Annotated in this window: 25 protein-coding genes; 8 read left to right on the top strand and 17 right to left on the bottom strand. The window is 61.5% G+C overall.

The window, feature by feature from the left end:
* Positions 1 to 6: 6 nt before the first annotated feature.
* The 3 genes from ACR0J5_RS17150 to soxR all read right to left on the bottom strand — a co-directional run bounded on the left by ACR0J5_RS17150 (position 7) and on the right by soxR (position 4063).
* Positions 7 to 1719 (bottom strand): tetratricopeptide repeat protein, encoded by a 1713-nt coding sequence (locus ACR0J5_RS17150; protein WP_480655518.1) that lies wholly within the window; start codon positions 1717 to 1719, stop codon positions 7 to 9.
* A 104-nt stretch (positions 1720 to 1823) separates the two neighbouring features.
* On the bottom strand, positions 1824 to 3470 hold the full coding sequence (locus ACR0J5_RS17155; RefSeq protein WP_480655520.1) for an electron transfer flavoprotein-ubiquinone oxidoreductase: 1647 nt from the start codon (positions 3468 to 3470) through the stop codon (positions 1824 to 1826).
* Positions 3471 to 3595: 125 nt separating this feature from the next.
* Positions 3596 to 4063: a redox-sensitive transcriptional activator SoxR gene (soxR, locus tag ACR0J5_RS17160; protein ID WP_480655522.1), complete on the bottom strand. Its 468-nt coding sequence runs from the start codon at positions 4061 to 4063 to the stop codon at positions 3596 to 3598.
* 89 nt (positions 4064 to 4152) lie between these two features.
* On the opposite strand from soxR, the gene ACR0J5_RS17165 reads away from it, so the two are divergent.
* From ACR0J5_RS17165 to ACR0J5_RS17175, 3 genes are all read left to right on the top strand, one after another.
* Positions 4153 to 4533: a VOC family protein gene (locus ACR0J5_RS17165; RefSeq protein WP_480655524.1), complete on the top strand. Its 381-nt coding sequence runs from the start codon at positions 4153 to 4155 to the stop codon at positions 4531 to 4533.
* A 140-nt stretch (positions 4534 to 4673) separates the two neighbouring features.
* Complete coding sequence (gene greA / locus ACR0J5_RS17170; protein WP_480655526.1) at positions 4674 to 5144, top strand: transcription elongation factor GreA; 471 nt, start codon at positions 4674 to 4676, stop codon at positions 5142 to 5144.
* A gap of 13 nt (positions 5145 to 5157) precedes the next feature.
* Complete coding sequence (locus ACR0J5_RS17175) at positions 5158 to 6150, top strand: hypothetical protein (protein ID WP_480655527.1); 993 nt, start codon at positions 5158 to 5160, stop codon at positions 6148 to 6150.
* 4 nt (positions 6151 to 6154) lie between these two features.
* On the opposite strand, the gene ACR0J5_RS17180 is transcribed toward ACR0J5_RS17175, so the two are convergent.
* Genes ACR0J5_RS17180 through ACR0J5_RS17200 form a run of 5 tightly spaced genes read right to left on the bottom strand, consistent with a single transcriptional unit; the run spans position 6155 to position 9840 of the window.
* Complete coding sequence (locus tag ACR0J5_RS17180; RefSeq protein WP_480655529.1) at positions 6155 to 7420, bottom strand: molybdopterin-binding protein; 1266 nt, start codon at positions 7418 to 7420, stop codon at positions 6155 to 6157.
* The gene (mobB, locus tag ACR0J5_RS17185; protein WP_480655531.1) at positions 7417 to 7908 is read right to left on the bottom strand and encodes a molybdopterin-guanine dinucleotide biosynthesis protein B; all 492 of its coding nucleotides are present in this window, start codon (positions 7906 to 7908) and stop codon (positions 7417 to 7419) included. Before mobB ends, ACR0J5_RS17180 begins: the two co-directional genes overlap by 4 nt.
* The gene (mobA, locus tag ACR0J5_RS17190; RefSeq protein WP_480655533.1) at positions 7905 to 8549 is read right to left on the bottom strand and encodes a molybdenum cofactor guanylyltransferase MobA; all 645 of its coding nucleotides are present in this window, start codon (positions 8547 to 8549) and stop codon (positions 7905 to 7907) included. The genes mobB and mobA overlap by 4 nt, the downstream gene beginning before the upstream one ends.
* Complete coding sequence (locus ACR0J5_RS17195) at positions 8546 to 8905, bottom strand: hypothetical protein (protein ID WP_480655534.1); 360 nt, start codon at positions 8903 to 8905, stop codon at positions 8546 to 8548. Before ACR0J5_RS17195 ends, mobA begins: the two co-directional genes overlap by 4 nt.
* Positions 8902 to 9840 carry a formate dehydrogenase accessory sulfurtransferase FdhD gene (locus ACR0J5_RS17200; RefSeq protein ID WP_480655535.1) on the bottom strand — a complete coding sequence of 313 codons (939 nt, stop codon included), beginning with the start codon at positions 9838 to 9840 and terminating at the stop codon, positions 8902 to 8904. The genes ACR0J5_RS17195 and ACR0J5_RS17200 overlap by 4 nt, the downstream gene beginning before the upstream one ends.
* Here ACR0J5_RS17200 and ACR0J5_RS17205 point away from each other — a divergent pair.
* Positions 9839 to 10549, top strand: a complete 711-nt coding sequence (locus ACR0J5_RS17205; RefSeq protein ID WP_480655537.1) for an AzlC family ABC transporter permease — start codon at positions 9839 to 9841, stop codon at positions 10547 to 10549. The genes ACR0J5_RS17200 and ACR0J5_RS17205 overlap by 2 nt on opposite strands.
* Positions 10546 to 10878 carry an AzlD domain-containing protein gene (locus ACR0J5_RS17210; protein ID WP_480655539.1) on the top strand — a complete coding sequence of 111 codons (333 nt, stop codon included), beginning with the start codon at positions 10546 to 10548 and terminating at the stop codon, positions 10876 to 10878. Before ACR0J5_RS17205 ends, ACR0J5_RS17210 begins: the two co-directional genes overlap by 4 nt.
* On the opposite strand, the gene ACR0J5_RS17215 is transcribed toward ACR0J5_RS17210, so the two are convergent.
* The 7 genes from ACR0J5_RS17215 to ACR0J5_RS17245 form a co-directional block, all read right to left on the bottom strand.
* Positions 10867 to 11499, bottom strand: a complete 633-nt coding sequence (locus ACR0J5_RS17215) for a hypothetical protein (RefSeq protein WP_480655541.1) — start codon at positions 11497 to 11499, stop codon at positions 10867 to 10869. The two genes, ACR0J5_RS17210 and ACR0J5_RS17215, sit on opposite strands and share 12 nt — an antisense overlap.
* An 18-nt stretch (positions 11500 to 11517) precedes the next feature.
* Positions 11518 to 11652 carry an aa3-type cytochrome c oxidase subunit IV gene (locus tag ACR0J5_RS17220; protein ID WP_480655542.1) on the bottom strand — a complete coding sequence of 45 codons (135 nt, stop codon included), beginning with the start codon at positions 11650 to 11652 and terminating at the stop codon, positions 11518 to 11520.
* A 66-nt stretch (positions 11653 to 11718) separates the two neighbouring features.
* On the bottom strand, positions 11719 to 12279 hold the full coding sequence (locus tag ACR0J5_RS17225) for a hypothetical protein (protein WP_480655544.1): 561 nt from the start codon (positions 12277 to 12279) through the stop codon (positions 11719 to 11721).
* Positions 12266 to 14104, bottom strand: coding sequence for a glycerophosphodiester phosphodiesterase family protein (locus tag ACR0J5_RS17230; RefSeq protein ID WP_480655546.1), 1839 nt, complete (start codon positions 14102 to 14104; stop codon positions 12266 to 12268). The genes ACR0J5_RS17225 and ACR0J5_RS17230 overlap by 14 nt, the downstream gene beginning before the upstream one ends.
* A 64-nt stretch (positions 14105 to 14168) precedes the next feature.
* A complete protein-coding gene (locus tag ACR0J5_RS17235; RefSeq protein ID WP_480655548.1) occupies positions 14169 to 14621 on the bottom strand; it encodes a DUF6173 family protein in 453 nt (150 codons plus the stop codon).
* Positions 14622 to 14625: 4 nt separating this feature from the next.
* On the bottom strand, positions 14626 to 15672 hold the full coding sequence (locus ACR0J5_RS17240; RefSeq protein WP_480655550.1) for an MBL fold metallo-hydrolase: 1047 nt from the start codon (positions 15670 to 15672) through the stop codon (positions 14626 to 14628).
* Entirely contained in the window at positions 15672 to 17375 is a 1704-nt protein-coding gene (locus ACR0J5_RS17245) for an acyl-CoA dehydrogenase family protein (RefSeq protein WP_480655552.1), read from the bottom strand. Before ACR0J5_RS17245 ends, ACR0J5_RS17240 begins: the two co-directional genes overlap by 1 nt.
* Positions 17376 to 17513: 138 nt before the next feature.
* On the opposite strand from ACR0J5_RS17245, the gene ACR0J5_RS17250 reads away from it, so the two are divergent.
* Positions 17514 to 18464, top strand: coding sequence for an L-threonylcarbamoyladenylate synthase (locus ACR0J5_RS17250; RefSeq protein WP_480655554.1), 951 nt, complete (start codon positions 17514 to 17516; stop codon positions 18462 to 18464).
* Here the strand turns inward: ACR0J5_RS17250 and ACR0J5_RS17255 are convergent, their stop codons facing one another.
* Positions 18465 to 19019, bottom strand: coding sequence for a YqgE/AlgH family protein (locus ACR0J5_RS17255; RefSeq protein ID WP_480655556.1), 555 nt, complete (start codon positions 19017 to 19019; stop codon positions 18465 to 18467).
* Between the two features lie 145 nt (positions 19020 to 19164).
* On the opposite strand from ACR0J5_RS17255, the gene ACR0J5_RS17260 reads away from it, so the two are divergent.
* Together ACR0J5_RS17260 and ACR0J5_RS17265 are read left to right on the top strand one after the other, a co-directional pair.
* Positions 19165 to 19977, top strand: a complete 813-nt coding sequence (locus tag ACR0J5_RS17260; protein ID WP_480655558.1) for a protein-disulfide reductase DsbD domain-containing protein — start codon at positions 19165 to 19167, stop codon at positions 19975 to 19977.
* Positions 19978 to 19980: 3 nt separating this feature from the next.
* The gene (locus tag ACR0J5_RS17265; RefSeq protein ID WP_480655560.1) at positions 19981 to 20400 is read left to right on the top strand and encodes an NUDIX hydrolase; all 420 of its coding nucleotides are present in this window, start codon (positions 19981 to 19983) and stop codon (positions 20398 to 20400) included.
* Here the strand turns inward: ACR0J5_RS17265 and ACR0J5_RS17270 are convergent.
* On the bottom strand, positions 20397 to 23798 hold the full coding sequence (locus tag ACR0J5_RS17270) for an efflux RND transporter permease subunit (protein WP_480655562.1): 3402 nt from the start codon (positions 23796 to 23798) through the stop codon (positions 20397 to 20399). The genes ACR0J5_RS17265 and ACR0J5_RS17270 overlap by 4 nt on opposite strands.
* Between the last annotated feature and the right edge of the window lies 1 nt (position 23799).

The following is a 23799-nucleotide window of genomic DNA, read 5'->3' on the forward strand; positions in this document are numbered from 1 at the left end:
AGGGTGTTAGTTACCGTTGGCGACCTTTAGGGGATCTGCGCCTTCCTCGGCCAAAACTGCATCCAGCCCGATCTCAAGCTTGCGGCGGATACGCTCGGGATCAGCCTCGGCATCGGTATCCTCGGGATCGACAAAGGACAGGGCACGTTTCCACTGGAACTCAGCCTCGCGCGCGCGACCGACGGCCCAATAGACATCGCCCAGATGATCATTGACCACCGGATCGACGGGCATCAGCTCAACCGCGCGCTCCATGTGGCCGACCGCTTCGTCATAGCGACCCAGACGGAACAGGACCCAGCCCAGACTGTCGACGATATATCCGCTATCGGGGCGCGCTGACACGGCGCGTTCGATCATGTCCAGCGCCTCATCCAGTTTCTCGCGCCGTTCAACCAGCGAATAGCCAAGGTAATTGAGAACCTGCGGCTGGTCGGGGTTCAGTTCCAATGCGCGGCGGAAATCGGCCTCGGCCTGATCCCACTGCTTGAGCCGTTCATGCGAAATACCGCGCGCGTAGTGCAGGAACCAACTTGCACCCGAAGCGCCTTCGGTCAGATCAATGGCCGTGCTGTACGAGGCAACAGCGCTGCCATATTCTTCTTGCTGGCGCTGCAGATCGGCCAACGCAACGTGCACGCTGGGCAGGGTTGGGTTCTGACTGGCCAGTGTCTGCAACACTTCGGCCGCTGCATCAGCTTTGCCCGACCGGCTGAGAACCTCAGCCCGGCCCAGTTCGGCCACGTGATAGTCGCTGCTGTCGGCAGGGACTGCACGATAGGCGTCAACCGCAAGATCGTATTGTTCCAGCCCGTCCAGCAATTCCGCGCCCAGCAGGATCGCATCTACATGCCCCGAACGCAGGAACGCGGCGGTTCGCACATAAAGCAGCACATAGTTCGGAGCGGCCTCACCGTTCAGGGCGGCCCCAACGGAAAAGAACACCTCGGCCATACCGTCCTGCGCCGATTGCGCGTGGGTGAAAGGCAGGGTTTGTCCATCGGTCAGACGGGCCACGTAGCCTTCGATTGATGGATCACGGCCTGCCGCGAACACCTCGTCCAGAAACGCCAGAGCTTCTTCGTTTCGGTCCAGCTGAGACAGCACCTCGGCCCGGGCCAGCGCAGCCCGGCGCGAAAACCGCGAGACCGCGCCATCATGGGCGCTAAAAACCTCTTCTGCGCCTTCGAAATCCCCGATCGAAGCCAGCGCCAGCGCCTTGTGATACAGGGCAAAGTCGCGCAGGCCATCCTGAGTCGAGACCTCGTCGAACTGCTCCATCGCACGGGTCACCGCGCCCTGCCCCATATGGGCCCAGCCGATCATCAGCCCGTCCACCAAAGGCCCAACGCCCTGTGTTTCGGGATCGCGGGCCAGCAGTTCGTCAAGCTGTCCCTCTGCGACCAGATTTGCGGTGATCACCATCCGGGCGGCTTGGCTGGTCAACTCCATTTCTTCGATGGTTTGCGCAATGGGCAAGGCGCGCTGCACTTCGCCCAGTGACAGGCGCGCGACCAGAACGCTTTCCAAAAGGGCTGCGTTTTCGGGATCGACTCTCAACGCCTGCGCATAATAGCGCTCGGCCGCTGTATAGTCACTTTCGTAAACAGCCTGCCGCCCGGCCAGATAGGCACCCGAACCGGTATCCGCCAAAGCGGGAAACACAAAAGACGAGGAAAACACTACAGCCAGCGCTGCGCGACGAACCAAAGAAGCCACCTAAATCCTGCCTTGCTATTCTTGTCTGTAGGTAAAGCTAGGGCTTTGGCTGGCAAGAGGCAATGGCAGAGCCTTCACGACCCTGCCAGTGCCCGGTTTTTTGCTTACATGTTGGGATAATTCGGTCCATCCCCACCCTGCGGCGTGGTCCAGGTGATGTTCTGGCTGGGGTCCTTGATGTCACAGGTCTTGCAATGGACGCAGTTCTGGAAGTTGATCACGAACCGCGGGCCGTCTTCATCCTGAACCATTTCATACACACCGGCGGGGCAATAGCGCTGTGCCGGTTCGTCGAATTTGGGCAAGTTCACTTTGACCGGCACTTCGGGGTCGGTCAGCCGCAGATGGCAGGGCTGGCTTTCCTCGTGATTGGTCATCGCAAAGGACACGTTGGTCAGACGGTCAAAGGACAGCACGCCATCGGGCTTGGGATAGTCGATCGGCTTGTGCTTGCTGGCCTCTTCGGTCGATTGCGCATCGTTCTTGCCGTGGCCCACCGTACCGAGCAGCGAAAAGCCCAGCGTGTTGGTCCACATGTCCAGACCACCCAGCATCAAAGATGCGGTCAGGCCCCATTTCGACCAGATCGGCTTGACGTTGCGCACCTTTTTCAGGTCGCTGCCGATGGGCCCGTTGCGCACTTCGGTCTCGTAGTCAGACAGTTCATCACCGGACCGGTCGGCCTTGATCGCGTCAAAGGCGGCCTCGGCTGCGGCTTTGCCCGACAGCATCGCGTTGTGGTTGCCCTTGATGCGCGGCACATTGACCATGCCCGCCGAACAGCCCAGCAGCGCCACGCCCGGCGCGACCAGCTTGGGCATCGACTGATAACCGCCCTCGGTGATCGCGCGCGCGCCATAGGCCACACGCTTGCCGCCTTTCAGCAGTTCGGCCACCATCGGATGGTGCTTGAAGCGTTGGAATTCCATGTAGGGATACAGGTGCGGGTTCTTGTAGTTCAGGTGCACCACGAAACCGACATAAACCTGATTGTTTTCTAGGTGATAGATAAACGACCCGCCGCCCGCGTTGCTGCCCAGAGGCCAGCCCATGGTATGCGTGACAGAGCCTTCTTTGTGCTTGGCCGGGTCGATCTCCCAGATCTCTTTCATGCCGACGCCGTATTTCTGCGGCTCTTTGCCCGCAGACAGGTCGTATTTGGCGATCACTTCTTTGGACAGAGATCCACGCACACCTTCCGACAGGAAGACATATTTGCCGTGCAGCTCCATCCCCGGTTCGGTGTTGGGGCCGTAAGAACCGTCCGCTTCCAGCCCAAACACACCGGCGACCACGCCTTTGACTTCGCCATTCTCGCCGTAGACAAGCTCGGAACACGCCATGCCGGGGAAGATTTCCACGCCCAGTTCCTCGGCCTGTTCGGCCATCCAACGGCAGACATTGCCCATCGAGACGATGTAATTGCCGTGGTTGTTCATCAGCGGCGGCATCGGGGCGTTGGGGATGCGGATTTTACCGGCTTCGCCCAGCATATAGAAATTGTCTTCGTGCACCGGCACATTCAGCGGCGCACCTTTTTCCTTCCAGTCCGGGATCAGCGCATCCAGCCCGCACGGGTCCAGCACCGCGCCCGACAGGATATGCGCACCCACTTCCGAGCCCTTTTCCAGAACCACAACATTCAGGTCGGCATCCAGCTGTTTCAGACGAATGGCCGCAGACAGGCCAGCAGGGCCTGCACCTACGATCACAACGTCGTACTCCATCGCTTCGCGTTCAATCTCGGCCATCGCGGGCTCCTTAGCTAACTTTTCCGAATTGGCGCTTTCACTGCGTGGTCGGCGCAATATTGTTTCACGGGTGATTACATGTTTGGAAAGACATAGGTCAATCGAAACACGGCGTAACAAAGACGCTATTCGACACTTCTGTCCTCTGGCGCGTCGCCCATCAGGTATCTGGGGCCGCTACCATAGGATTTGGCACGGTCATCGGGGTTGTAAAGGGCGCATTTCGGCAGGCTCAGACAGCCACAGCCAATGCAGCCGTCCAGATTGTCGCGCAAGCGCGTCAGGGTGGCGATTCGCTGATCCAGACGGGCGCGCAGACCGACGCTGATCTTCTGCCAGTCCTTAGGCGTTGGCGTGCGGTTTCCGGGCAGCCCTGAGAGCACCTCGCGAATCTCGGGCAGCGACAGGCCGAATTGCTGCGCGATCATGACAAAGCTCAGCCGGCGAATGTCGGCGCGCTGATAGCGCCGCTGCCCACCGGCGTTGCGCCAGGGCGTGATCAGACCCTGCGCCTCGTAATAGCGGATGGCGGACACCGCCAACCCGGTGCGCCGCGCCAGCGCGCCAATTGCCAACCCTTCGGAGATTGCCATCTGGACCTCATTAAAAATACCTTGACCTCAAGTTAGGTTTAGAAATTACGGTGAGTCGGGACAAGCCTCAAATCACAAAGGAGATCCCGATGATGGCAACGCTTGAACATACCAACTTCACCGTGCGCGACCCGCAGGCCTCGGCGGCGTGGATGCAAAAGGTGTTTGGCTGGAAAACCCGCTGGGAAGGCCCGGCCATTGCGGGCGGCTATACTGTGCATGTGGGCAGCGCCCATACCTATCTGGCCCTTTATGCGCCCAGCGATCCGAAGCCGTCAGGCGAAAGCAGCTATGACATCTTGGGCGGGCTGAACCATGTGGGTGTGTTGGTCGACGACATCGACGCGACCGAGCAAAAAGTGATCGATGCGGGGTTCACCCCCAAATCCCACGCCGATTACGAGCCCGGCCGCCGGTTCTATTTCAATGATGACAATGACATCGAATTCGAGGTGATTAGCTACGCCTAGGCTGTAATCCGCCCGCTATGCGGCCAAGCCCTCTTGCATTTCGTGCCTTGTTTGGGTCAGGTATTTGCCAACCCATCAAATCGCCCCGACGCTGGTTCCATGCGGCGGGGCGCATCACTTTATGCGTGGACGACAAGACCATGGAAAAGATTCCAATGACGCCTGCGGGCAATGCCGCGCTCGAGGCCGAGCTGAAAAACCTGAAATCCGTCGAACGCCCGGCGATCATCGAGGCCATCGCCTCGGCCCGTGAACTGGGGGATCTGAAGGAAAACGCCGAATATCACTCGGCCCGTGAAAAACAGGGCTTTATCGAAGGCCGCATCAAGGAACTGGAAGGTATCCTCTCGCTGGCCGACGTGATCGACCCGGCCAAGCTGTCGGGGGCGATCAAGTTCGGCGCCAAGGTCACGCTGGTCGATGAGGACACCGACGAGGAAAAGACCTGGCAGATCGTGGGTGAATATGAGGCCAATATCGAAAACGGCCTGCTGAACGTCAAATCCCCTATGGCCCGTGCCCTGATCGGCAAGGACGAAGGCGACAGTGTCGAAGTTCGCACCCCCGGCGGCGTGCGGTCTTACGAAGTTCTGAGTATCGAGTACGCCTGACCGGAGCGTTCCCATGTCACAGCCAACGCCCGAGCAGGAGACCGAACGGCCGACCTCGCTGGGCATATATGACAAACCCTCGCGGCCATCCCTGACCGAGATCGAGATCGCGGCAATTGTACTGAGCGTGATCTGGCTGGTGGTGTCCGTGCTGTTTCTGGTCCTGCCGGGCCAGTCGCAGGGCGGCGGATTCATCGTGACGCTGCTGGCGGTGTTCATGCCAGTAGCAATGATCTGGGTTGCCGCTACGGCGATGCGCGCCAGCCGGGTGATGCGCGAGGAAAGCGAGCGGCTGCAAACTGCGATTGACGCAATCCGGCAGACATACGTGATACAACAGCAACGCGCCGCAAGTTCCTATGAGCCGGCGGTCAACAAAAAGCTGGATGAAATCGCCCAGAGTGCGAAGAAAACCGAAAGCGCGCTGGCAACCTTCTCCACCAAGCGGGCAGAACCCGCGCCTCGTACCGCGCCGAATGGTACAGGCGATCAAACCTCGCTTGAGCTTGGAACGCAGGCCGAAGATATTGCGCCACCGCTCAGCACCGATGTGTTCATCCGCGCACTGAACTTTCCTGAAACGCAGGATGATGCCGCAGGGTTCGATGCCCTGCGTCTGGCACTGAAGGACCGCAAGACCGCAAAGCTGGTGCAAGCCTCGCAGGACGTTCTGACCCTGCTGAGCCAAGAGGGCATCTATATGGATGACCTGCGCCCCGACATGGCCCGGCCCGAGATCTGGCGGCAGTTTGCCCAAGGCGCGCGTGGCCGTTCCGTGGCCGCGCTTGGGGGCATACGCGACCGCTCCTCTCTGGCGCTGACGGCGGCCCGGATGAAGCAGGACCCGATCTTTCGCGACGCGGCCCATCACTTCCTGCGCCGGTTCGACCATATGATTGTCGGTTTTGAGCCCGAGGCCAGCGATGCCGATCTATCGGCGCTGGGAGAGACCCGCACCGCACGGGCCTTTATGTTGCTGGGGCGTGTGGCCGGGACGTTCGACTGAGCCTCTAGAGTCCGAAGCTGCCGTAAGGAATGAACCGCACCATATCGCCGGGGGTGATATGGCGCGCACCATCGGCAATCTCGACCAGCCCTTCGGCCCAGCTCAACCCGCTGATGCGGCCTGACCCTTCGGAGGCGAACACCTCGGCCCGGCCATCGCGGACACGGGCGCGCAGGTATTCGCGGCGGCCGGGTTTCTTGCGTTTTTCAAACGCGGCGGGCAGGTCAAAGCCCTGCGGCTCGGACCAGCCTTCGCCCGCCATCAGGCCAAGGGCCGGGCGCGCGAAGATCAGCGTGCAGACCATGGCCGCCACCGGGTTGCCCGGCAGGCCAAAGACCGGCGTCTGATCCCACATTCCCAGCGCCAAAGGCCGTCCGGGTTTCAGCGCAATCCGCCATTCCTGCATCGCGCCGGCCTGTCGCAACAACGCAGACACATGATCCTCATCCCCAGCAGAGGCACCGCCGCTGGTCAGGATCACATCCGCCTGCGCAGCGGCCCTGTCCAAACAATCGCGTAACGCCGCACGATCATCGGACACCCGGCCCATATCGACAGGCTGAAACCCCATCCGCCCCAGCAAGGACAACAGCATCGGGCGATTGGCATCATAGATATGGCCGGGGCCTGCGACCTCACCGGGTTCAACCAGTTCATCCCCCGTAGACAAAACCGCCACGCGCAGCGTTTGGCGCACGCTGATTTCGGCGACCCCGGTTGCCGAAAGCAAGGCCAGATCAGCGGGGGTGATCCTGCGCCCGGCGGGCAGAACCGGATCGCCCTCGGCCACATCCTCACCCGCCTTGCGGGTATTTGCGCCCTGTTTCAAGGGTCCGTGAAAGGCGATGTGGTTGTCCTGAACAGTGACGTCTTCTTCCAATATCACCGTGTCCACGCCAGCGGGCAAAGCCGCACCGGTCAGCACGCGCAGCGCATAGCCTGCGGGCACCGCGCCGTCGAACGGAATGCCCGCCGCCGCACGACCCGGATGCAGCGGCATCACCTGCGGCCCCTCGGGCGCAGCCCCGGCAAAGCCATAGCCATCCACCGCCGTATTTGGCTGCGGCGGGTTCGAACGTTTCGCAAAGACATCCTCGGCCAGAATTCGCCCCATCGCCTGCGCCAGAGGCACCTCTTGCGCAGCGGCAACCACCGTCAGACGGTCGCGCAGCAAGGCCAAAGCCTCATCCACCGGCGTCCAGTTCACCCCGGCAGGCAAGGCAAAACAATCATTGCGCAAGGGCGGAGGTTTGATGTTCGGTTTGGTCATAGCCCCACCTCGTGCAGGATGAAATCCGCGATGGAGCTGGTGTCATTCAGATCGAAGACCGGCTGGTTGACGTCCAATGGCGTGTCACTGGCCACCGCGCGGATCGTCGGGTTTTCGGGGGCCATCAGCGGGTTGTTGGCCTCGGCCCGGAACGCCTCAACCTTGGGGTGGGCGTCGCGCTTGAAGCCTTCGATCAGTACCAGATCGACCGGAGCCAGTCGCGCCAGCAGATCGGCAAGCGCAGGTTCGGGCGCGCCGCGCAATTCCTGCATGATCGCGATGCGTTGACCCGAGGCCAACAGCACCTCGGACGCGCCTGCCGCGCGATGGCGGTAACTGTCGGTGCCGGGTTGGTCCACGTCGACGCTGTGATGCGCGTGTTTGAGGGTGGAGACGGTGAAACCACGCCCGGTGATCTCAGACACCAAACGCTCCATCAATCCGGTTTTACCGGCGTTTTTCCAGCCGGTGACGCCGTAGACCCTCATGCCTGCTCCAACAGATGTTCCGCCCGCGCCAGATCGTCGGGCGTATTGACGTTAAAGAAGGGATCGAACGGGTCCGCCGGGAACAGCGCCTCGCGCCCGTCATGCTGGTCGGTCCAGATCACCACCTTGCGCAACCCGTTGTTCAACGCGTCGCGCAGATCATCGCGCAGCGCCACGGGCCAGAGGCCAAAGGTCGGGTGCCGGTTGACCCGCTTACCCCCGCCGGATTTCAGCGCCTCATCCCCGGTGCGCGGCGTGGTGGCCAGCACAAGCGGATAGGTTTGCCCTTTTGCGGTATCGGTCAGCCGCGCCACCAGATCACGCGGGAAAAAGGGCGTGTCAGCGGCGGCAGTGACGATCGCATCCGCGCCTTGCGTTGCCGCCCAGTCCAGCCCCGCCAGCACCCCGGCCAGAGGGCCAGCGAAACCGTCGATCGTATCCGGCAGGATTGGCAGGTTCAGATCGGTAAACCGCTCAGGATCACCATTTGCGTTCAGCGCCAGCCCGTCAACTTGAGGCGCAAGGCGGTCAATGACATGGGACATCAGGCTCTGCCCACCGATCTGCAGCAGCCCCTTGTCGCCACCGCCCATTCGGGTGGCGAGACCACCGGCGAGGATCACTCCGAGAGGTTTGGTCATTGGGCGTCCTCAGTAATTTCAAGCGGGCGCGCCAACAGCATATTTATCAGCACCAGCGCCCCCAATAACAGGGCGGCACCAAGCCCGAAATAGAAAGCTGCGAATGCCAAGAACAAGCAAAGCAGTCCAGCATAGGCAAGCCTGCATCTTTTGATTTCGGCCTCTATCTCCGGCGTACCGTTGGAGCACCCCGCAAACAGGAGTTTCCGCGTGGCACGTTTATCAAACCCCGAATGGTTTAGCTTTCGCATTAGTGGCCATAGCATTCGATAACTAAAAGCGAGCCCAACAAGACCAAAAAACAGAAAAGGTAGTAAAAGCCTCGTCAGTGCCAATACGAATTCCAAGTCATTCATCCCGCACTCTTCCGACGATGTTTCTTATCCTCGACAGCCACGCTTGCCGGGTCGATATCGCGCAGCAGGCGATCCTCACCGGACAGGCACACGAACCGCTGCCCGCGCATGCGGCCGATCAGGGTCAGGCCGACCTCGCGCGCGATCTCGACGCCCCAGGCCGTAAAACCGGACCGAGACGCCAGCACCGGGATGCCCATCATTGCCGTTTTGATCACCATCTCGGATGTCAGACGGCCCGTGGTATAGAGGATCTTGTCCTCTGCCGCCTCGCCCTCGGACAGCATCCAGCCCGCGATCTTGTCGACGGCGTTGTGGCGGCCCACGTCCTCCATATAGACCAAAGGTCGGTTTTCGCGGCACAGCACCGTGCCGTGGATTGCCCCGGCCTCAAGGTACAAAGACGGCGTGCGGTTGATCTTGGCGGCCAGATCATACAGCCACGAGGTCCGCACTTGCACCTGCGGAAGGCGCACGTCCTCAAGCCCTTCCATCATGTCGCCGAATACCGTCCCAACCGCGCAGCCGCTGGTGCGGGTCTTTTTCTTGAGCTTATCCTCGTAAGACGTCTGGCGCGCCGTGCGGACAACAACCGTTTCCAGATCATCGTCATAGTCGACACGGGTGATTTCGTCATCGGCCAGCAGCATCCCCTGATTGCGCAGGAATCCCAGCGCCAGATATTCGGGATAGTCGCCGATGGTCATGGCGGTCACGATCTCCTGTGAATTGAGGAAAATCGTCAGCGGGCGCTCCTCGACAACCGAGATATGGCTGACCTCGCCATTCTGGTCTACACCTTCGACCGCGCGGGTCAGGCGGGCCGCGCCGGGATCGGGGGCGATGATGTAGTCCGAGAGATCCAGTTCCGTGGCCAATTGCAACCCTTTCGTAACACCGCTACTGCTGCGGCTGACACCATAGGATCTAGCCATGGCAGACACCACATCCAAGTCATACTTCTGGAAAGGTATTCGCGACGGGGCGCCCTTTATCTTTGTGGCGATCCCCTTCGGCACCTTGTTCGGCGTTTTCGCCACCGAGGCCGGGCTGACCATCGTGCAAACCGTTGCCTTCTCTGCCACCGTTTTTGCAGGGGCCGCGCAGTTTACAGCGCTGCAACTGATGCAAGAGAATACGCCCACGATCATCGTGCTGGCCTCGGCATTGGCCGTGAACCTGCGGGTGGCGATGTATTCGGCCTCGCTGACGCCCTATCTGGGGGCCGCGCCCCTTTGGCAGCGGGCGCTGGCGGCCTATGTGACGGTAGATCAATCCTATGCCTGCGGGATCGCCCGGTTCGAGAAAGAGCCGCAGATGACCATACCACAGCGTATGGCGTATTTCTTTGGCACCGTGACGCTGATCAGCCCCTTGTGGATTTTGGCGTCTTATCTAGGGGCCCTGCTTGGGGCCCGCATTCCTGAAAGCTGGGCGCTGGATTTCGCGCTGCCGATCACCTTTCTGGCCATGATCGGACCGATGATGCGCACCGCGGCCCATGTGGTTGCGGCCTTTGTGGCCATCGTCGTGGCCCTTTTGTGCGTGTCGGTTCCGTACAATCTGGGTCTGTTGATCGCGGGCGCTGCGGGCATGATCGCAGGCGCGCAAACCGAGGTGATGCTGGAGCGGAGAAAGACATGACCCAGGTCGACCCGGTCACCATGTGGATCGTTATCGTCGGGCTGGCCATTGGCAGCTTTGCCCTGCGCTTTGCCTTTATCGGGCTGGTCGGAGACCGCCCTATGCCACCGTGGCTGCTGCGCCATCTGCGCTATACCGCGGCGGCCATCATCCCGGCCCTGATCGCGCCTTTGGTCGTGTGGCCCACCGCGACAGGCGGGCAACCGGATGTGTCCCGCATGGCAGCGGCAGCTGTCGCACTGGGTGTTGGCGTGGTCACCAAGAACGTGCTGGCGGCCATCTTTTCGGGGGCCGGCACGCTCTACGTGTTGCTTTACCTATTGGGCTAGGGCAGCGTCCTGCTGGTTCAGCAGGGCGTTGTTCGCGGCCAGACCTTTTTGCAGATCGGCATCGTCACTTTCACGGTATTCGGTGGTGACAACGCCCGCTATCTGACCGAATTGATCCGACAGCTTGACCGGGTAGAACGTGGTGCTGATTCCTTCGAACCCCGGCACCTGTTGCAACAGCTGAGAGGTTGAGTTGGCGCAGAATGCCCCAGCCACCGGCCCCGATTGCTTGGCCAGTTGCAAGGCAATCTCGGCCTGCTGCGGCGTGACCTCGATGGTCTGGATACGGGCAAAATGCGTCTCGCGCGCGTGACTGCTGCGATAGGCGCGTTCCACGTTTGGGGTGATGCCGTACAGCACGTCATCCTTGATCGGAACCACATCGGCCCGGAACGAGCCTGCGGGGTCAAAGATCACCCGCTCACTGCCGCTGATCATCAGCGAAGTGTGCGCACCCGAGCCGGTCCGGGTGCTGATCATGGTATAAAGCGTCAGGGTCGAAGGCCCAGGGTCACGATAGGACCCTGCCACAATCTCGGACTGATCGGCCTGGGGGCGCTGTGAACCTGCACAGCCTGCTACGGTCGCCGCCAACAGGCAGGCAAGCAAAATCCTGATCACGGTCGACCCCGTTTGGTTTTAAGAGGCGAAGACCGCCAGGAACAGGCACAGGAAGGCGATGGCAACAACGCACCATGTGGTGGCCTTGATAAAGCCGTTAAAGGTTTTTTCCTGAACGGTGATGTCCATATCGCCGTGCTTGTGTTCAGCCATCTGAAAGATTCCCAATTCGCGTGTTTGCACTGTTGGATAATAGAAAAAACAGGGCCTGTCACCACGTCATTCGGGCGCAGGGGTCGATGGCAGAAACACAGAGCAACCCGGATAGCCAAACCCCCAGCGCCACGGCAGGCCGGAACAGGGCCCACCGCCCAATCTGACCGCCGCATACATCGCCTCGGCCGTGACGGTATGGGCGGTGCGAATCTGGTCCGGGGTCATGTCATAGCGGATGGCATAGTCTTCGGCATTGGCTTCTCCGTGCTGTTTGACGCAGGCGCGCAGCGTGTCATCGGCCGCAAGGCGCGCGTCAAAACTTTGCTCGGCCTGCGTGGCCCCGCCCGCGTTGTGATACGCCCGATCATGGGTCACGCAGCAATATTCCCACGGCGGGTGTTCCTCATAAAGCGCGCGGAACTTGGGAAAGGTCTCAGCCACCCACCGCCAGCTGGTCGACAGGCCACCCGAGCAACCATCGGTTTCAAACGGAACAGGCGCAGCCTCGCCCCGCTGCGCCATCAACGCACGGTGGGCGGGCAGTTCGATGCCGCGCACAAAGTCCTGCGCCGCTGCAGGGGTGACGATCAGCGCAATCAGCGCCGCAAGCTTACGGGCTGTCATCGCGCATGGCCTCAGGATCGGCGGACATGCCAAAGGTTGTCGCCAGCCACAGCAGCAACCGTTCGCCCGGACCCATTTCCGCCCGCACCCGCAGCACTTCGTTAGCCATCGCAGGGCGGTCGGTGATCAGACCGTCCACCCCCATCGAGGCCATGGCCGACATCTGTAGTGGGTCATTCACCGTCCAGACATAGATATCCTTGCCCGCCGCCTGGACCGAGCGCACCAGACCCGGCGTCGCCATCGCGGCGTTGACGGCGATGAAATCGCCCTCAAGCCCGGTCAGATCGCCCACCGCTGTTGCGGCCAGAACCCCGGCCCGCCAATCCGGTCGCAGCTTTTTCATCTTTTGCACCGCCGGGTACTTTAGCGACATGGTGGCGATGTCTTCCTGCATCCCGAATTCCTCGACAATCGCCGCCACGCGGTTTTCCAGATCGACGTCATGGCCGTAGTACTTCAGCTCAATGATCACCTTGGACTTGTCCTTGGCCGCAGCCAGAACGTCGCGCAGAGTGGGAGTGCGCTGATCCGCATATTCGGGGCCGAACCAGCTGCCGATATCGATCTGGTCGATATCCTCCATCGTGGCATCCCAGACCTTGAGGTTCACACCGGCGAGTTTCATGAAGTCACTGTCATGGGCGACGATCACCACGTCATCCGCTGATTCCTGTACGTCGATCTCAACCCAATCCGCGCCGTCCTCGATCGCTTTGAGGACCGAGGCCATGGTGTTTTCCGGGCGCAGCGCCGCGGCCCCGCGGTGGCCGATCACCTCGGCCCGGTCAGGGGCCTGAATGCGCTCCAGCAGATGCTGGCCGAACCACATCCCCGCCAGAACGGCCACCACCGCCCCGCCAAGCGCAAAACGCAGGATCATACGCAACCCGCCGGGTTCGGGATGCGGGGGCTCTGCAGTCTTGATCTCAAAAAAACCGTCCAACAGCACCGCCAAAGCGCCCAGCGCCGTCGCCGCCAGTACCAGCCCGGCTAGCGACCACAGACCAGCCACCACCAAGCTGTAGATCAGCGCCAGACGCAGGTGATCAGTCCCCTGCAGCGGGACGACGGCAAACAACAGCCCCGCGACCCAGGCGATCAGACCCGCAATGATCAGGCGCAGAACCAGCCAGATCGCCAGCTCGATCTTGAGCCGACCGCGTTTACCCTCCATCCGGTTGGCGCTGATGTTGAACGCGTGGGCAGGGTGAACGCCTTCGAACAACACCAGATGCAGAGATAAGGCCCAGGCCGACAGGCGGCGGATCAGCACCCAGGCCATGACCAGCACAACCGCCCCGATCAGACCCACCGCTATCCAAAAGGACGGCGGGTGGAAAGTCAGGTAATAGTTGATGTCATACTCGGTCAGCGTCCACCACGCGATCAGGGCTGAAACTGCGGCAAAGGGCAAGATCAGCACCAAGACCCGCAGGACAAAGCGCACGGCAAAGCCAAATAGCGACGGCAGACGCGACAGGATCAACCCGATGGCAGAGCTGCCCGCGCGCCATGGATCGCTTTCACCCATGCGTAGCGATCCGGCCATGACCGAAAAGACGAACACTTCGGCCAGCAGAAACAGGCTGAGCACAACCACCGCCGCGACAAAACCCACGGGCGACAGGACAAAACTTGCAATCGCCTGATCGGTTAGCGCCGTCTGGTTGGACAGCGACACCGCCAGATTCACGGTGATGGCCACACCCGGAGCAATCAATGCCACCAGCAGCAGGCGCACAGCGATGTAGATCGGCAAAAACACACGTTTGCGCGCCCAGGCGCTCTTGTAGGCTTTTGTTACGGCTGAAAAATCGGACACACGGCCCCTCCTTGAATAATGCGCTTATTCAAGGCTGCGCAGGTGTGAATTGCAAGTCGGGGAATCAGCCTTCTTCCAGATCCCGCGCCAGTCTGAACCCGATGCGGTTGGCGGGTTTGTCTTCGACCGATTTGGGCAGGGCGCGCAGCATCACGTTCAACTGGCTGACATGCTGCACCAGCTGGGTCCGTGCCCCTGTCCCGTCCGAGCCATAAAAGGTGATGATGTCGGGATCGAAATAGCCCATCCCCTCAATCCGCATAACGCCCGCATCGCCACCGGTAAAACCCATGGCGACCTCATGATCACCGTCCAGCGTTTTCTCAAAATTCTGGATGTAAAGGATCAACCGCTCATAGGCCCACTGGGCCGCGCTTTTGGTTGCAACCGGTTTTTGCAGCGGCGCGGGCAGGTCTTTGTTGCCCGATGCAGCCTCGGGGTTGGCATGCACCTCGTAACACCGGGGTAAGGCGGCGGCTTCTGCGGCCTCGGCCGAGGTTTCGATCTGGTCCTGCATGGCTTTACCCTTTGCGCTGAAACTCCCACGCCCGGTCCGCGCGGCGCGTCCGGGTCGCAGCCCCAATGTGGTAAAGATGGTTCAGATGTGCAACCGCTTCGACCAGAGCCAGCCCGTATTCGCCCTCGCCAATCTGGCGTTTATACAAGACGGGAAAACAGTCGGCGGCGGTTTTGGGCGTGTCCAGATAGGCGGTCAGGCGTTCCAGCGCGCTGTGGTGATTGTCGATCAACTGCTTCATGCGAACCGGCAGGCCGGTAAAGGGCAGCTTGTGACCGCCCAGCGCCACATGATCGGGACGGGCCAGCGTTTGCAGCCGCTCGCACGCTTCAAGCCATTCGGCGACCGGATCGGCCATGGGTTCCGTGACATAGACGCCCAGATTGGGGCTGATCGAGCTGAGTATCTGGTCGCCGGTGATCACCAGATTGTCGTCGCGGCTCCAGAATGTGGCATGTTCGGGGGCGTGGCCGTTGCCGATATGCACGTCCCAGTCGCGCCCACCCATGCGGATGACGCTGCCCTGCTTGATCCGGGTAAAGCCCAGGGGCATCGGATAAACGGTGTCGCAATAGTTGAAGGGACGTTCCTTCATACGCCTGTCCAGAAAATCTGCATCCATCCCGGCGCTGCGGTAATAGTCCAGCGTTTCCTGCGGCCAGCTTTCCTGCACATCCAGTTGCAGCATGCGCGCAAACAACCAGGAGGTACGTGTGCTTATCAATTCGGCGCCGTGTTCGGACTGAAACCACCCGGCATTGCCCACGTGATCGGGGTGATGATGCGTCACCACCACGCGGTTCACCGGCTTGCCACCCAGCGGGCCCGCCATCAGATCGCCCCAGATGCGGCGCGTCTTATTCGACGACAAGCCCGTATCGATCACCGTCCAGCCGTCGCCGTCGTCCAGCGCATAGATATTCACATGATCCAGCGCCATGGGCAGCGGCAGGCGCATCCACAACACGCCCTCGGCGACCTCAATGGCTTCGCCCGATGCCGGGGGCTCGGGCCAGGGGTGGCGGATCGTCAAGGGGCTTTCTCCGTCCATCATACGGCCAGGTCGTCGGCGCTGAGGGCAAAGAGGTCATCCGCCCCGTTCTGCGCCTGCGCCAGCAACCCGGCAAATTCCGGCAGCAATGCGTTGATGTAGTAGCGCGCCAGTTTAAAGCGCGCGCCGCCGGGATCGGCCAACGCCGCCTTAAGGTGATAATGCGCACCCAGAACGCGGGCGAAGGCATGCAGATAGGGCACGGCCCCGGCAAAACGGGTGTTCATGTCCGACTGCGCCACGATCCATTCTGTGGTCTCGCGCAGGCTTTCGGTCGCTTCCCACACGGGACCAGCCAGATCAGGCATAGTGGCGCGGGCCTGTTCGGCGTGATCTTCGATCTCATCCAGCAGGCGGCCAGCTGCTTCGCCGCCATCCATCATCTTGCGGGCCACAAGGTCCATGGCCTGAATGCCGTTCGTGCCCTCATAAATCGCGGTCACGCGGACGTCGCGGTAATACTGGGCAGCTCCGGTTTCTTCGATAAAGCCCATGCCGCCATGTACCTGCACGCCGGTCTCTGAGACCCGCATCCCGGTCTCGGTTCCGAACGCCTTGCAGATCGGGGTCAGAAGCGCGGCGCGCGCGACCCAGTCGGGGTCACCCGTGGCATGGCCCATGTCGATAGCGGCGGCATTGGCCAGCATGATAGCGCGCGCGGCAAAGGTATCGGCGCGCATGGTCATCAACATCCGACGCACATCGGCATGGTCGATGATGGTGCCCGAGGGCGTCTTGCCCTGTTTGCGCTCTAGCGCATAGGCCAGCGCGTGCTGATAGGCCCCTTCGGCGGCACCCACGCCCTGTCCGCCCACACCCAGACGGGCGTTGTTCATCATGGTGAACATCGCGGCCATTCCGCCATGTTCCTTGCCCACAAGCCAGCCCCTGGCCCCGTCATATTGCATGACACAAGTGGGTGAGCCGTGCAGACCCATCTTATGTTCGACCGAGACCACCTTCAGATCATTCGCCACGCCGGGATTGCCGTTTTCATCGGGCAGGAATTTCGGCACCAGAAACAGCGAAATCCCCTTGGTTCCGGGCACCCCATCCGGCAAACGCGCCAGCACCAGATGACAGACATTGCCGGTAAAGTCGTTATCGCCCCACGAAATGTAAATCTTCTGCCCCGTCACCGAATAGGTGCCATCCCCATTGGCCTCGGCTTTTGAGGTCAGCGCACCCACATCCGACCCGGCCTGCGCCTCGGTCAGGTTCATGGTGCCCGCCCATTCGCCCGACATCATCTTGGGCAGGTAGAGCGCCTTGAGCTCATCACTGGCGTGATGCTCCAACGCTTCAATCTGGCCCTGCGTCATCAGCGGGGCCAGTTGCAGCGACAGGCAGGCGGCCGACATCATCTCATTCACGGCCGTGGTCAGGGTCATCGGCAGGCCCATGCCGCCATATTCAGGATCACCGCTCATCCCGATCCAGCCGCCTTCGGCGATCGCCTTCCAGCCGTCGGCATAGCCGGGCGAGGTCCGCAGCACGCCGTTCTCAAGCCGCGCGGGATGCAGATCACCGGGGCGTTGCAGCGGGGCCATCACCTCTTCGCACATCTTGCCGGCCTCGGTCAGGATCGCGGCGACGACGTCTTCGCTGGCTTCGCTGAACTTGTCGGTGGCGGCAATCTGGTCGAACCCGACAACGTGACGGAATAAAAGGTCATAATCGGCAATTGGCGCGCGGTATGGCATGCGGTCCCCCGGAGCTGTCTGTTCGGTTTTTCGCGGGTGGGGTTGGAAATTGCAATGCCCACCTTTATGCAGTCTTGATCCCTTCGATTACCTAACCAGCCATATGCTACAAGCAATCAAAACGCGGCGTCACCAGCTATGATCCCCAACGGCACGATGGAATTGCCCGCCGATCCCGGCGGAATTGCACAGGCGGCAGACCTGCTGCGGCAGGGGCTGTTGGTCGCCTTTGCCACCGAAACTGTCTATGGGCTGGGCGGAGACGCCCGCAATGGTGAGGCCGTGGCCAGCATCTATGCGGCCAAGGGGCGGCCCAGTTTCAACCCGCTGATCGCGCATGTGGCATCGGTTGAGGCCGCGCAGCGTTTCGTCGAATGGTCCGACCGGGCCGAGGCGCTGGCCGCCGCCTTCTGGCCCGGCCCGCTGACCATGGTTCTGCCGCTGCGCGAGGGGCACGGGATTTCACCGCTGGTCACCGCAGGGCTGGACACGCTGGCAGTGCGCGTGCCCGCCCATGGCACTGCGCGGGCGTTGCTGGCGGAATTTGACGGGCCGGTTGCTGCGCCTTCGGCCAACCCGTCGGGTCAGATCAGCCCCACAACCGCCGCCCATGTGCGCGCGGGCCTGAACGGGCGTATTGCGGCGATTCTGGATGATGGTCCCTGCGGGGTCGGTCTGGAATCCACCATTGTCGGACTGGCCGGAGACCCCAGCCTGCTACGCCCCGGCGGCGTTCCCCTGGATCAGATCGAGGCGGTTCTGAACACGCAATTGCACCTGCATCAGGCCACAGACCTGCTGACCGCGCCGGGCCAGTTGCAATCGCATTACGCCCCGGAGGCGCCGGTGCGGCTGAATGCCAGCGCGCCAGAGGGTGACGAGGTTCTGCTGGGGTTCGGCCCCGTAGACTGCGACCTGAACCTGTCGCAAAGCGCCAGCCTGACCGAGGCCGCAGCCAACCTGTTCTCGGCCCTGCACAGGTTGAACGAAACAGGCCGACCGATTGCTGTCTCGCCGATCCCGGAAGAGGGGTTGGGCGCAGCCATCAATGACCGCCTGCGCCGCGCCGCAGCCCCGCGCGACAGCTGATCAGGCGCGCCCGGCGCTGGCGGACAGGGTCAATGGGTCCACGCCCAGCGTGGCCAGCGCGCCTTCCCATTTCTCATCATCCGGCACATCAAACACCAGATTCGGGGTCGCATCCGTGGTGAGCCAGCCGTTCATGGCAATCTCATCCTCCAACTGACCGGGGCCCCAGCCGGAATAGCCCAGCGCCAGCGTCGAATTCAAAGGCCCCCGCCCCGAGGCCAGATCCTCAAGCACGTCCATCGTCGCGGTCATGCTGAAATCGTCCGAGATTTTCATCGAATGCAGGTTGGCGTCGTAATCGGCGCTGTGCAGGACAAAGCCGCGCGACATCTCAACCGGGCCGCCGAAATGCACCAACCTCTCACCCACCACGGGGATGCGACAGGCGATGTTGAGCTGGCTCAGCAGGGTTTTGATCCGCAGGTCCGAGGGCTTGTTGACGATCAGCCCCATTGCCCCGTCGTCCCCATGGCTGCACATGAACACCACCGAATGGTCGAAACGCGGATCGCCCATGCCGGGCATCGCAATCAACAGTTTTCCGGTCAGATCCATGGGGCGTTATCTCTTGCTGCGTGCCATTCAACAATGACCTTGGGGCGCGGGGATTGGCAAGGGATCAGCGCATATTTCCGCAGATTTCATCCAAGTGACCGGAACGTGACTTGGAATCGTCGCCCGGACCGCGCATTTATGGGGTATGAAGCGTTTTCTGACATCGACCGCGATCACCCTGACCGCCTGTCTGACCCTGACTGCCCCCGTGCAGGCGCAGGGCCTGGAAGGCGTCGTTCAGCTGGACATTCTGGATGGCGGACAGACCGCCAAGGGGACCTATCTGGGGGCCCTCAGGCTGACGATGAAAGACGGATGGAAAACATATTGGCGCGCGCCCGGCGATGCCGGTATCCCGCCGCAGTTCAACTGGAACAATTCCGTCAATGTGGGCGATGTGTCGATCACCTGGCCCGCGCCCGAGATTTTCCTTCAGAACGGCCTGCAATCCATCGGTTACGAGGATCAACTGGTTCTGCCGGTTGAGATTACGCCCCGCGATCCGGCCAAACCGGTCACCCTGCGCGGCGATATGGATCTGGGCGTCTGCAAGGACGTCTGCATCCCAGAACGGCTGAATTTCGACCACCGTCTGGACGCCGACGCCGCGCGCAACCCGACCATTGCCGCTGCATTGGCACAGCGTCCCTATTCCGCAAAAGAGGCGCGTGTGACCGCCGCAAGCTGCCAACTGACGCCCACCTCGGATGGCATGCAGATCGAAGCGCGCGTCACCATGCCTTCGGCCGGAGGGCAAGAGATTACCGTGATCGAACCGGGCAACCCGACGCTGTGGGCCTCGCAACCCGAAACCACCCGCCAAGGCGATACGCTGGTTGCCACGTCTGAGGTGATCAGCGCCGCGGGTGGCCCGCTGGCCCTGAACCGGTCCGAGATCCGGATCACCGTTCTGGGCAGCAGCCACGCCGTTGACATACAGGGATGCAGCGCGGGCTGATATATGGACAAAACACCCAAGATCGGTGCGCTGGCCGTTGTCATACATGATGGCCACGTCCTGTTGGTGCAGCGCAGCAAACAGCCCGACGCGGGTCTTTGGGGCTTTCCCGGCGGCCATGTGGAATGGGGTGAAACGGTCCTGCAGGCGGCACAGCGCGAACTGCACGAAGAGACCTCGGTCATTGCCGACCCTCAGCGCTATCTCGACAATCTGGACCTGTTGCACCACGACACACAGGGAAAGGTTCAGTCACATTATCTTCTGGTTGGGGTGGCGTGCCGGTATCGCTCAGGCTCTCCGCAAGCCGGGGATGATGCGCTGGACGCACGCTGGTTTCCGATCCCCCGAATACAACAAGGCGGTCTGCCCATGAGCGATCGTGTCACCAACCTGCTGGAAACCGCCCTGCGCGCGCTTTAGGCCACGCGCGACCGCACCTTGGCGTATAGAAGGCTGGACAGCACGACGCTCAGCACAAGGATCGGAACGGCGCCCGCGATAAAGGCCCCCAGCCCCATATGCAGGGTCGCAGCGCCCTCTTGCGCGCCATAAAGCCCCGACAGCAGGGCAATGGGGGAACCAGCCATCAAAGGCCAGACCATCGTGATTCCAAACCAAAGCAGCAGTGCCAGGCCAGTGGCTGCCACTGCGCCCTGAACGACCCGATCCGGCGCGCGCAAGGCCCGACGCATGGCCGTCATCGGGCGCGACAGATCGTTCAGGATCGCCAAAAGCGCAGGCACCAGCAGCAGCACAAGCAACATCCCAAAGCCCAGCCCGTAGACCAGCGTAATCACCGTGGGTTTCAGGAACTGCGCCTGTTGCGACCCCTCGTACAACAAGGGTGTCAGCCCCAGAACGGTGGTCAGAGTCGTCAACATCACGGGACGCAAGCGATCCGCGGTGCCCTCGACAATCGATGGCACCAACCCCCGATCCTTCTGATAGGCGTCAATGGTTGTCACCAGGACGATCGAGTCATTGATGATGATCCCGGTCATCCCCAGCAGGCCGATCACGGTGAACATACTCAGCGGGACATCCCAGATGTAGTGCCCCCAGATCGCCCCCACCAGACCAAAGGGAATGATCCCCATCACCACCACAGGGCGCGTCCAACTGGCAAAGACCCAAGCCAGCACAAGATAGATCCCTGTCAGACACAGGATCAGGCCGGTGCGGGCCTCGGTCAGAAACTCATCCTCTTGCTCGCTGAGCCCGGCCAAACGCCATTCGACCTGACGTTCAGCCGCGATCTTCGGCAGGATTTCATCGTTCAGGGCGCGCGCAATCTCGGCCGCGCGGGTCGGGTCATCCTCGGAGATATCGCCCAGCACAGAAATCACCCGCAGCCCGTTTTCACGCCGGACCGTCGAAAAGCCCGATTTACGCTCGACCGAAACGATGTCGGCCAGCGGGACATAGACCCCATCCGGAGTGCGCATCAGGGTGCGTTCCAGAAAATCGGCGGTCAATTCGCCTTTGGGCAGTTCCACGCGAATCTCGGCACTGCGCGGGCCGTCAGGGAAGGTCGCCGCCTCAATGCCGTTCAGCCGGTCGCGCAGGACGCGCCCCAGCGTTTCGATGCGAAAACCCAGCGCCTGACCCTTGGCTGTCAGGTCCAGAATGAAATCTTCCTTGTCATAGGCAAGATTGTCCTCCAACGCCGAGACCTCGGGGTATTTCGACAGCTCGGCCTGCAAATCCTCGGACGCAGCCTTGAGCGTGTTCACATCCGCCCCGTAGAATTGCACATCAATCGCATCTCCACCGGGCCCGGACCGCCAGCCGCGGAATGTCAGCAATTCGACCTTGGGGTGGCGAGGCACGAAGTCCTGCAGCTCTCCGACAAATTCAAAGCTGGAATAGGGGCGCAGATCGGCGTCGATCAACTCGATGGAAATTCCGCCCAGCAGGTCCTGATCCTTGCCGTCTGCAGCGGTCAGGTTGAAGAAGCCGGCATTGCCGCCAACCTCGGCCAGAACATAGTCAATCGGGTTGCGCCCGTGGCGTTCCTCATAGATCTGGCCCAGCTCTTCGGTGGCGCGCTGGATGCTGTGCATCATCTCAAGCGTATCTTCGCGGGTGGCTCCTTCGGCCATGATGAAATTGCCGGTGACCGAGCCACGCTCGGGCGCGTTGAAGAACCGCCAGTTCACGTCGCCCTTGATGAACAGGGCCAGCTGGCTGGCCAGGATCACCACCATGACCGCGACCACCACGTAGCGCGCCCAGACAACCCAGGCGATCAGTGGACGGAACAGGTGATCGCGCACCCAGCGAAAGCCGCGATTGACCACCCGGTTGGGCCAGTCGTACCAGTGTTCCTTGGCCGAATGTGCAATGGCATGGGCCATGTGATTGGGCAGGATCAGAAAACACTCGATCAACGAGGCGATCAGCACCGCGATCACGGTAAAGGGAATGTCACGGATCAGCTCCCCGAACCGGCCCCCGATGGCGGTCAGACCGAAGAAGGCTATGACGGTGGTCAGGGTGGCGGCAAAAACCGGCATTGCCATCCGCCGGGCGGCGTTTTCGGCGGCCACCATCGGGGCCTCGCCCAGCCGCCGGGCGCGGAAATCGGCATGTTCGCCCACAACGATGGCGTCATCCACCACGATCCCCAGCGTGATGATCAGACCAAACAACGAGATCATGTTAAGTGAAATCCCGCCAATATACATGAAGGCAATCGCTGCAGACATCGCCACCGGAATACCCGCTGCCACCCAAAAGGCGATCCGCGCATTCAGGAACAGAAACAGCAGACAGACCACAAGGCCCAGACCCATCAGCCCGTTATCGACCAGAATATCCAGACGATCGGTGATGGCCTGCGCGCGGGTGCGGATCAGCTCGACCGTGACGCCTTCGGGCAGGCTGGCCTGCATCTCGGCCACCACATCTTCGACCGTGTGCTGAATCTTGATGGCATCGCCCAGATTGGATCGGTCCACACGCACCGACATAGCCGGGTTATCACCCACAAAATAGCTGCGATCCCGGTCAACGCCCTCAACCCGAATTGAGGCCACATCGCCCACATACAGTTTCGAGCCATCGGCAAAGTTGCGCAGCGCGATCCCTTCGATCTCTTCCGGGGTGCGCTTTTCCGTGCCGGTACGGATACGGGCATTTGCGCCAGTTACATCCCCAGCCGGGCTGGCCACAGCTTCGGCTGCAATGGCCTGAGCGATCTCGGACAGGGCGATATCATTGGCGATCAGTTGCGCTGTTGGCACCTCGACCACCACGCGCGGCGCGGCAAGGCCCCGGATCGTGGTGCGGGTCACACCAACGGCAAACAGACGGTTGATCAGCTCATCGGTGAATTTTGCCAGCTGATCGGGATCAACCGGGCCGGTGATGACCAGATCCGTCACCCGATCCCGCCACGCCCCCCTGCGGATCGAGGGTTCTTCGGCATCCACAGGCAGGTTGGTCACACTGTCGACGGCGGTGCGCACCTCATCCACGGCGCGCGACATGTCCCAGTTGGCCTCAAACTCCAACCGGATACTGGCCTGCCCCTCGCGCGAGGTCGAGGTTGTGCTGGTCACCCCTTCAACCGCAAGCAGGACAGGCTCCAGCAGTTGAACGATGCCATTGTCCACATCTTCCGGACCGGCCCCTTCCCACTCGACATTGACGTCGACACGTTCAAGGATCACGTCCGGAAAGAACTGTGCCCGCATGTTGGGGATCGCGGCGGCCCCCAGAACCAGCATTACCAACAACAACAGGTTGGCCACTGTCCGGTGACGGGTGAAATAGCTCAGGATGCCGCCCGCCGCACCGGGGATTTCGCGCATCATG

The organism is Ruegeria sp. BE1, assembly GCF_056538885.1.

What these genes read in the sequence shown, in the direction of transcription:
- ACR0J5_RS17255 (WP_480655556.1), bottom strand. Translation starts at nt 19,019, where the DNA reads ATGGATCTGACCGGAAAACTGTTGATTGCGATGCCCGGCATGGGCGAT.
- ACR0J5_RS17270 (WP_480655562.1), bottom strand. Translation starts at nt 23,798, where the DNA reads ATGATGCGCGAAATCCCCGGTGCGGCGGGCGGCATCCTGAGCTATTTC.
- ACR0J5_RS17155 (WP_480655520.1), bottom strand. Translation starts at nt 3,470, where the DNA reads ATGGCCGAGATTGAACGCGAAGCGATGGAGTACGACGTTGTGATCGTA.
- ACR0J5_RS17225 (WP_480655544.1), bottom strand. Translation starts at nt 12,279, where the DNA reads ATGACAGCCCGTAAGCTTGCGGCGCTGATTGCGCTGATCGTCACCCCT.
- ACR0J5_RS17210 (WP_480655539.1), top strand. Translation starts at nt 10,546, where the DNA reads ATGACCCAGGTCGACCCGGTCACCATGTGGATCGTTATCGTCGGGCTG.
- ACR0J5_RS17240 (WP_480655550.1), bottom strand. Translation starts at nt 15,672, where the DNA reads ATGGACGGAGAAAGCCCCTTGACGATCCGCCACCCCTGGCCCGAGCCC.
- greA (WP_480655526.1), top strand. Translation starts at nt 4,674, where the DNA reads ATGGAAAAGATTCCAATGACGCCTGCGGGCAATGCCGCGCTCGAGGCC.
- ACR0J5_RS17200 (WP_480655535.1), bottom strand. Translation starts at nt 9,840, where the DNA reads ATGGCTAGATCCTATGGTGTCAGCCGCAGCAGTAGCGGTGTTACGAAA.
- mobB (WP_480655531.1), bottom strand. Translation starts at nt 7,908, where the DNA reads ATGAGGGTCTACGGCGTCACCGGCTGGAAAAACGCCGGTAAAACCGGA.
- ACR0J5_RS17205 (WP_480655537.1), top strand. Translation starts at nt 9,839, where the DNA reads ATGGCAGACACCACATCCAAGTCATACTTCTGGAAAGGTATTCGCGAC.
- ACR0J5_RS17250 (WP_480655554.1), top strand. Translation starts at nt 17,514, where the DNA reads ATGATCCCCAACGGCACGATGGAATTGCCCGCCGATCCCGGCGGAATT.
- ACR0J5_RS17245 (WP_480655552.1), bottom strand. Translation starts at nt 17,375, where the DNA reads ATGCCATACCGCGCGCCAATTGCCGATTATGACCTTTTATTCCGTCAC.
- ACR0J5_RS17260 (WP_480655558.1), top strand. Translation starts at nt 19,165, where the DNA reads ATGAAGCGTTTTCTGACATCGACCGCGATCACCCTGACCGCCTGTCTG.
- ACR0J5_RS17195 (WP_480655534.1), bottom strand. Translation starts at nt 8,905, where the DNA reads ATGAATGACTTGGAATTCGTATTGGCACTGACGAGGCTTTTACTACCT.
- ACR0J5_RS17175 (WP_480655527.1), top strand. Translation starts at nt 5,158, where the DNA reads ATGTCACAGCCAACGCCCGAGCAGGAGACCGAACGGCCGACCTCGCTG.
- ACR0J5_RS17180 (WP_480655529.1), bottom strand. Translation starts at nt 7,420, where the DNA reads ATGACCAAACCGAACATCAAACCTCCGCCCTTGCGCAATGATTGTTTT.
- ACR0J5_RS17165 (WP_480655524.1), top strand. Translation starts at nt 4,153, where the DNA reads ATGATGGCAACGCTTGAACATACCAACTTCACCGTGCGCGACCCGCAG.
- soxR (WP_480655522.1), bottom strand. Translation starts at nt 4,063, where the DNA reads ATGGCAATCTCCGAAGGGTTGGCAATTGGCGCGCTGGCGCGGCGCACC.
- mobA (WP_480655533.1), bottom strand. Translation starts at nt 8,549, where the DNA reads ATGACCAAACCTCTCGGAGTGATCCTCGCCGGTGGTCTCGCCACCCGA.
- ACR0J5_RS17265 (WP_480655560.1), top strand. Translation starts at nt 19,981, where the DNA reads ATGGACAAAACACCCAAGATCGGTGCGCTGGCCGTTGTCATACATGAT.
- ACR0J5_RS17220 (WP_480655542.1), bottom strand. Translation starts at nt 11,652, where the DNA reads ATGGCTGAACACAAGCACGGCGATATGGACATCACCGTTCAGGAAAAA.
- ACR0J5_RS17235 (WP_480655548.1), bottom strand. Translation starts at nt 14,621, where the DNA reads ATGCAGGACCAGATCGAAACCTCGGCCGAGGCCGCAGAAGCCGCCGCC.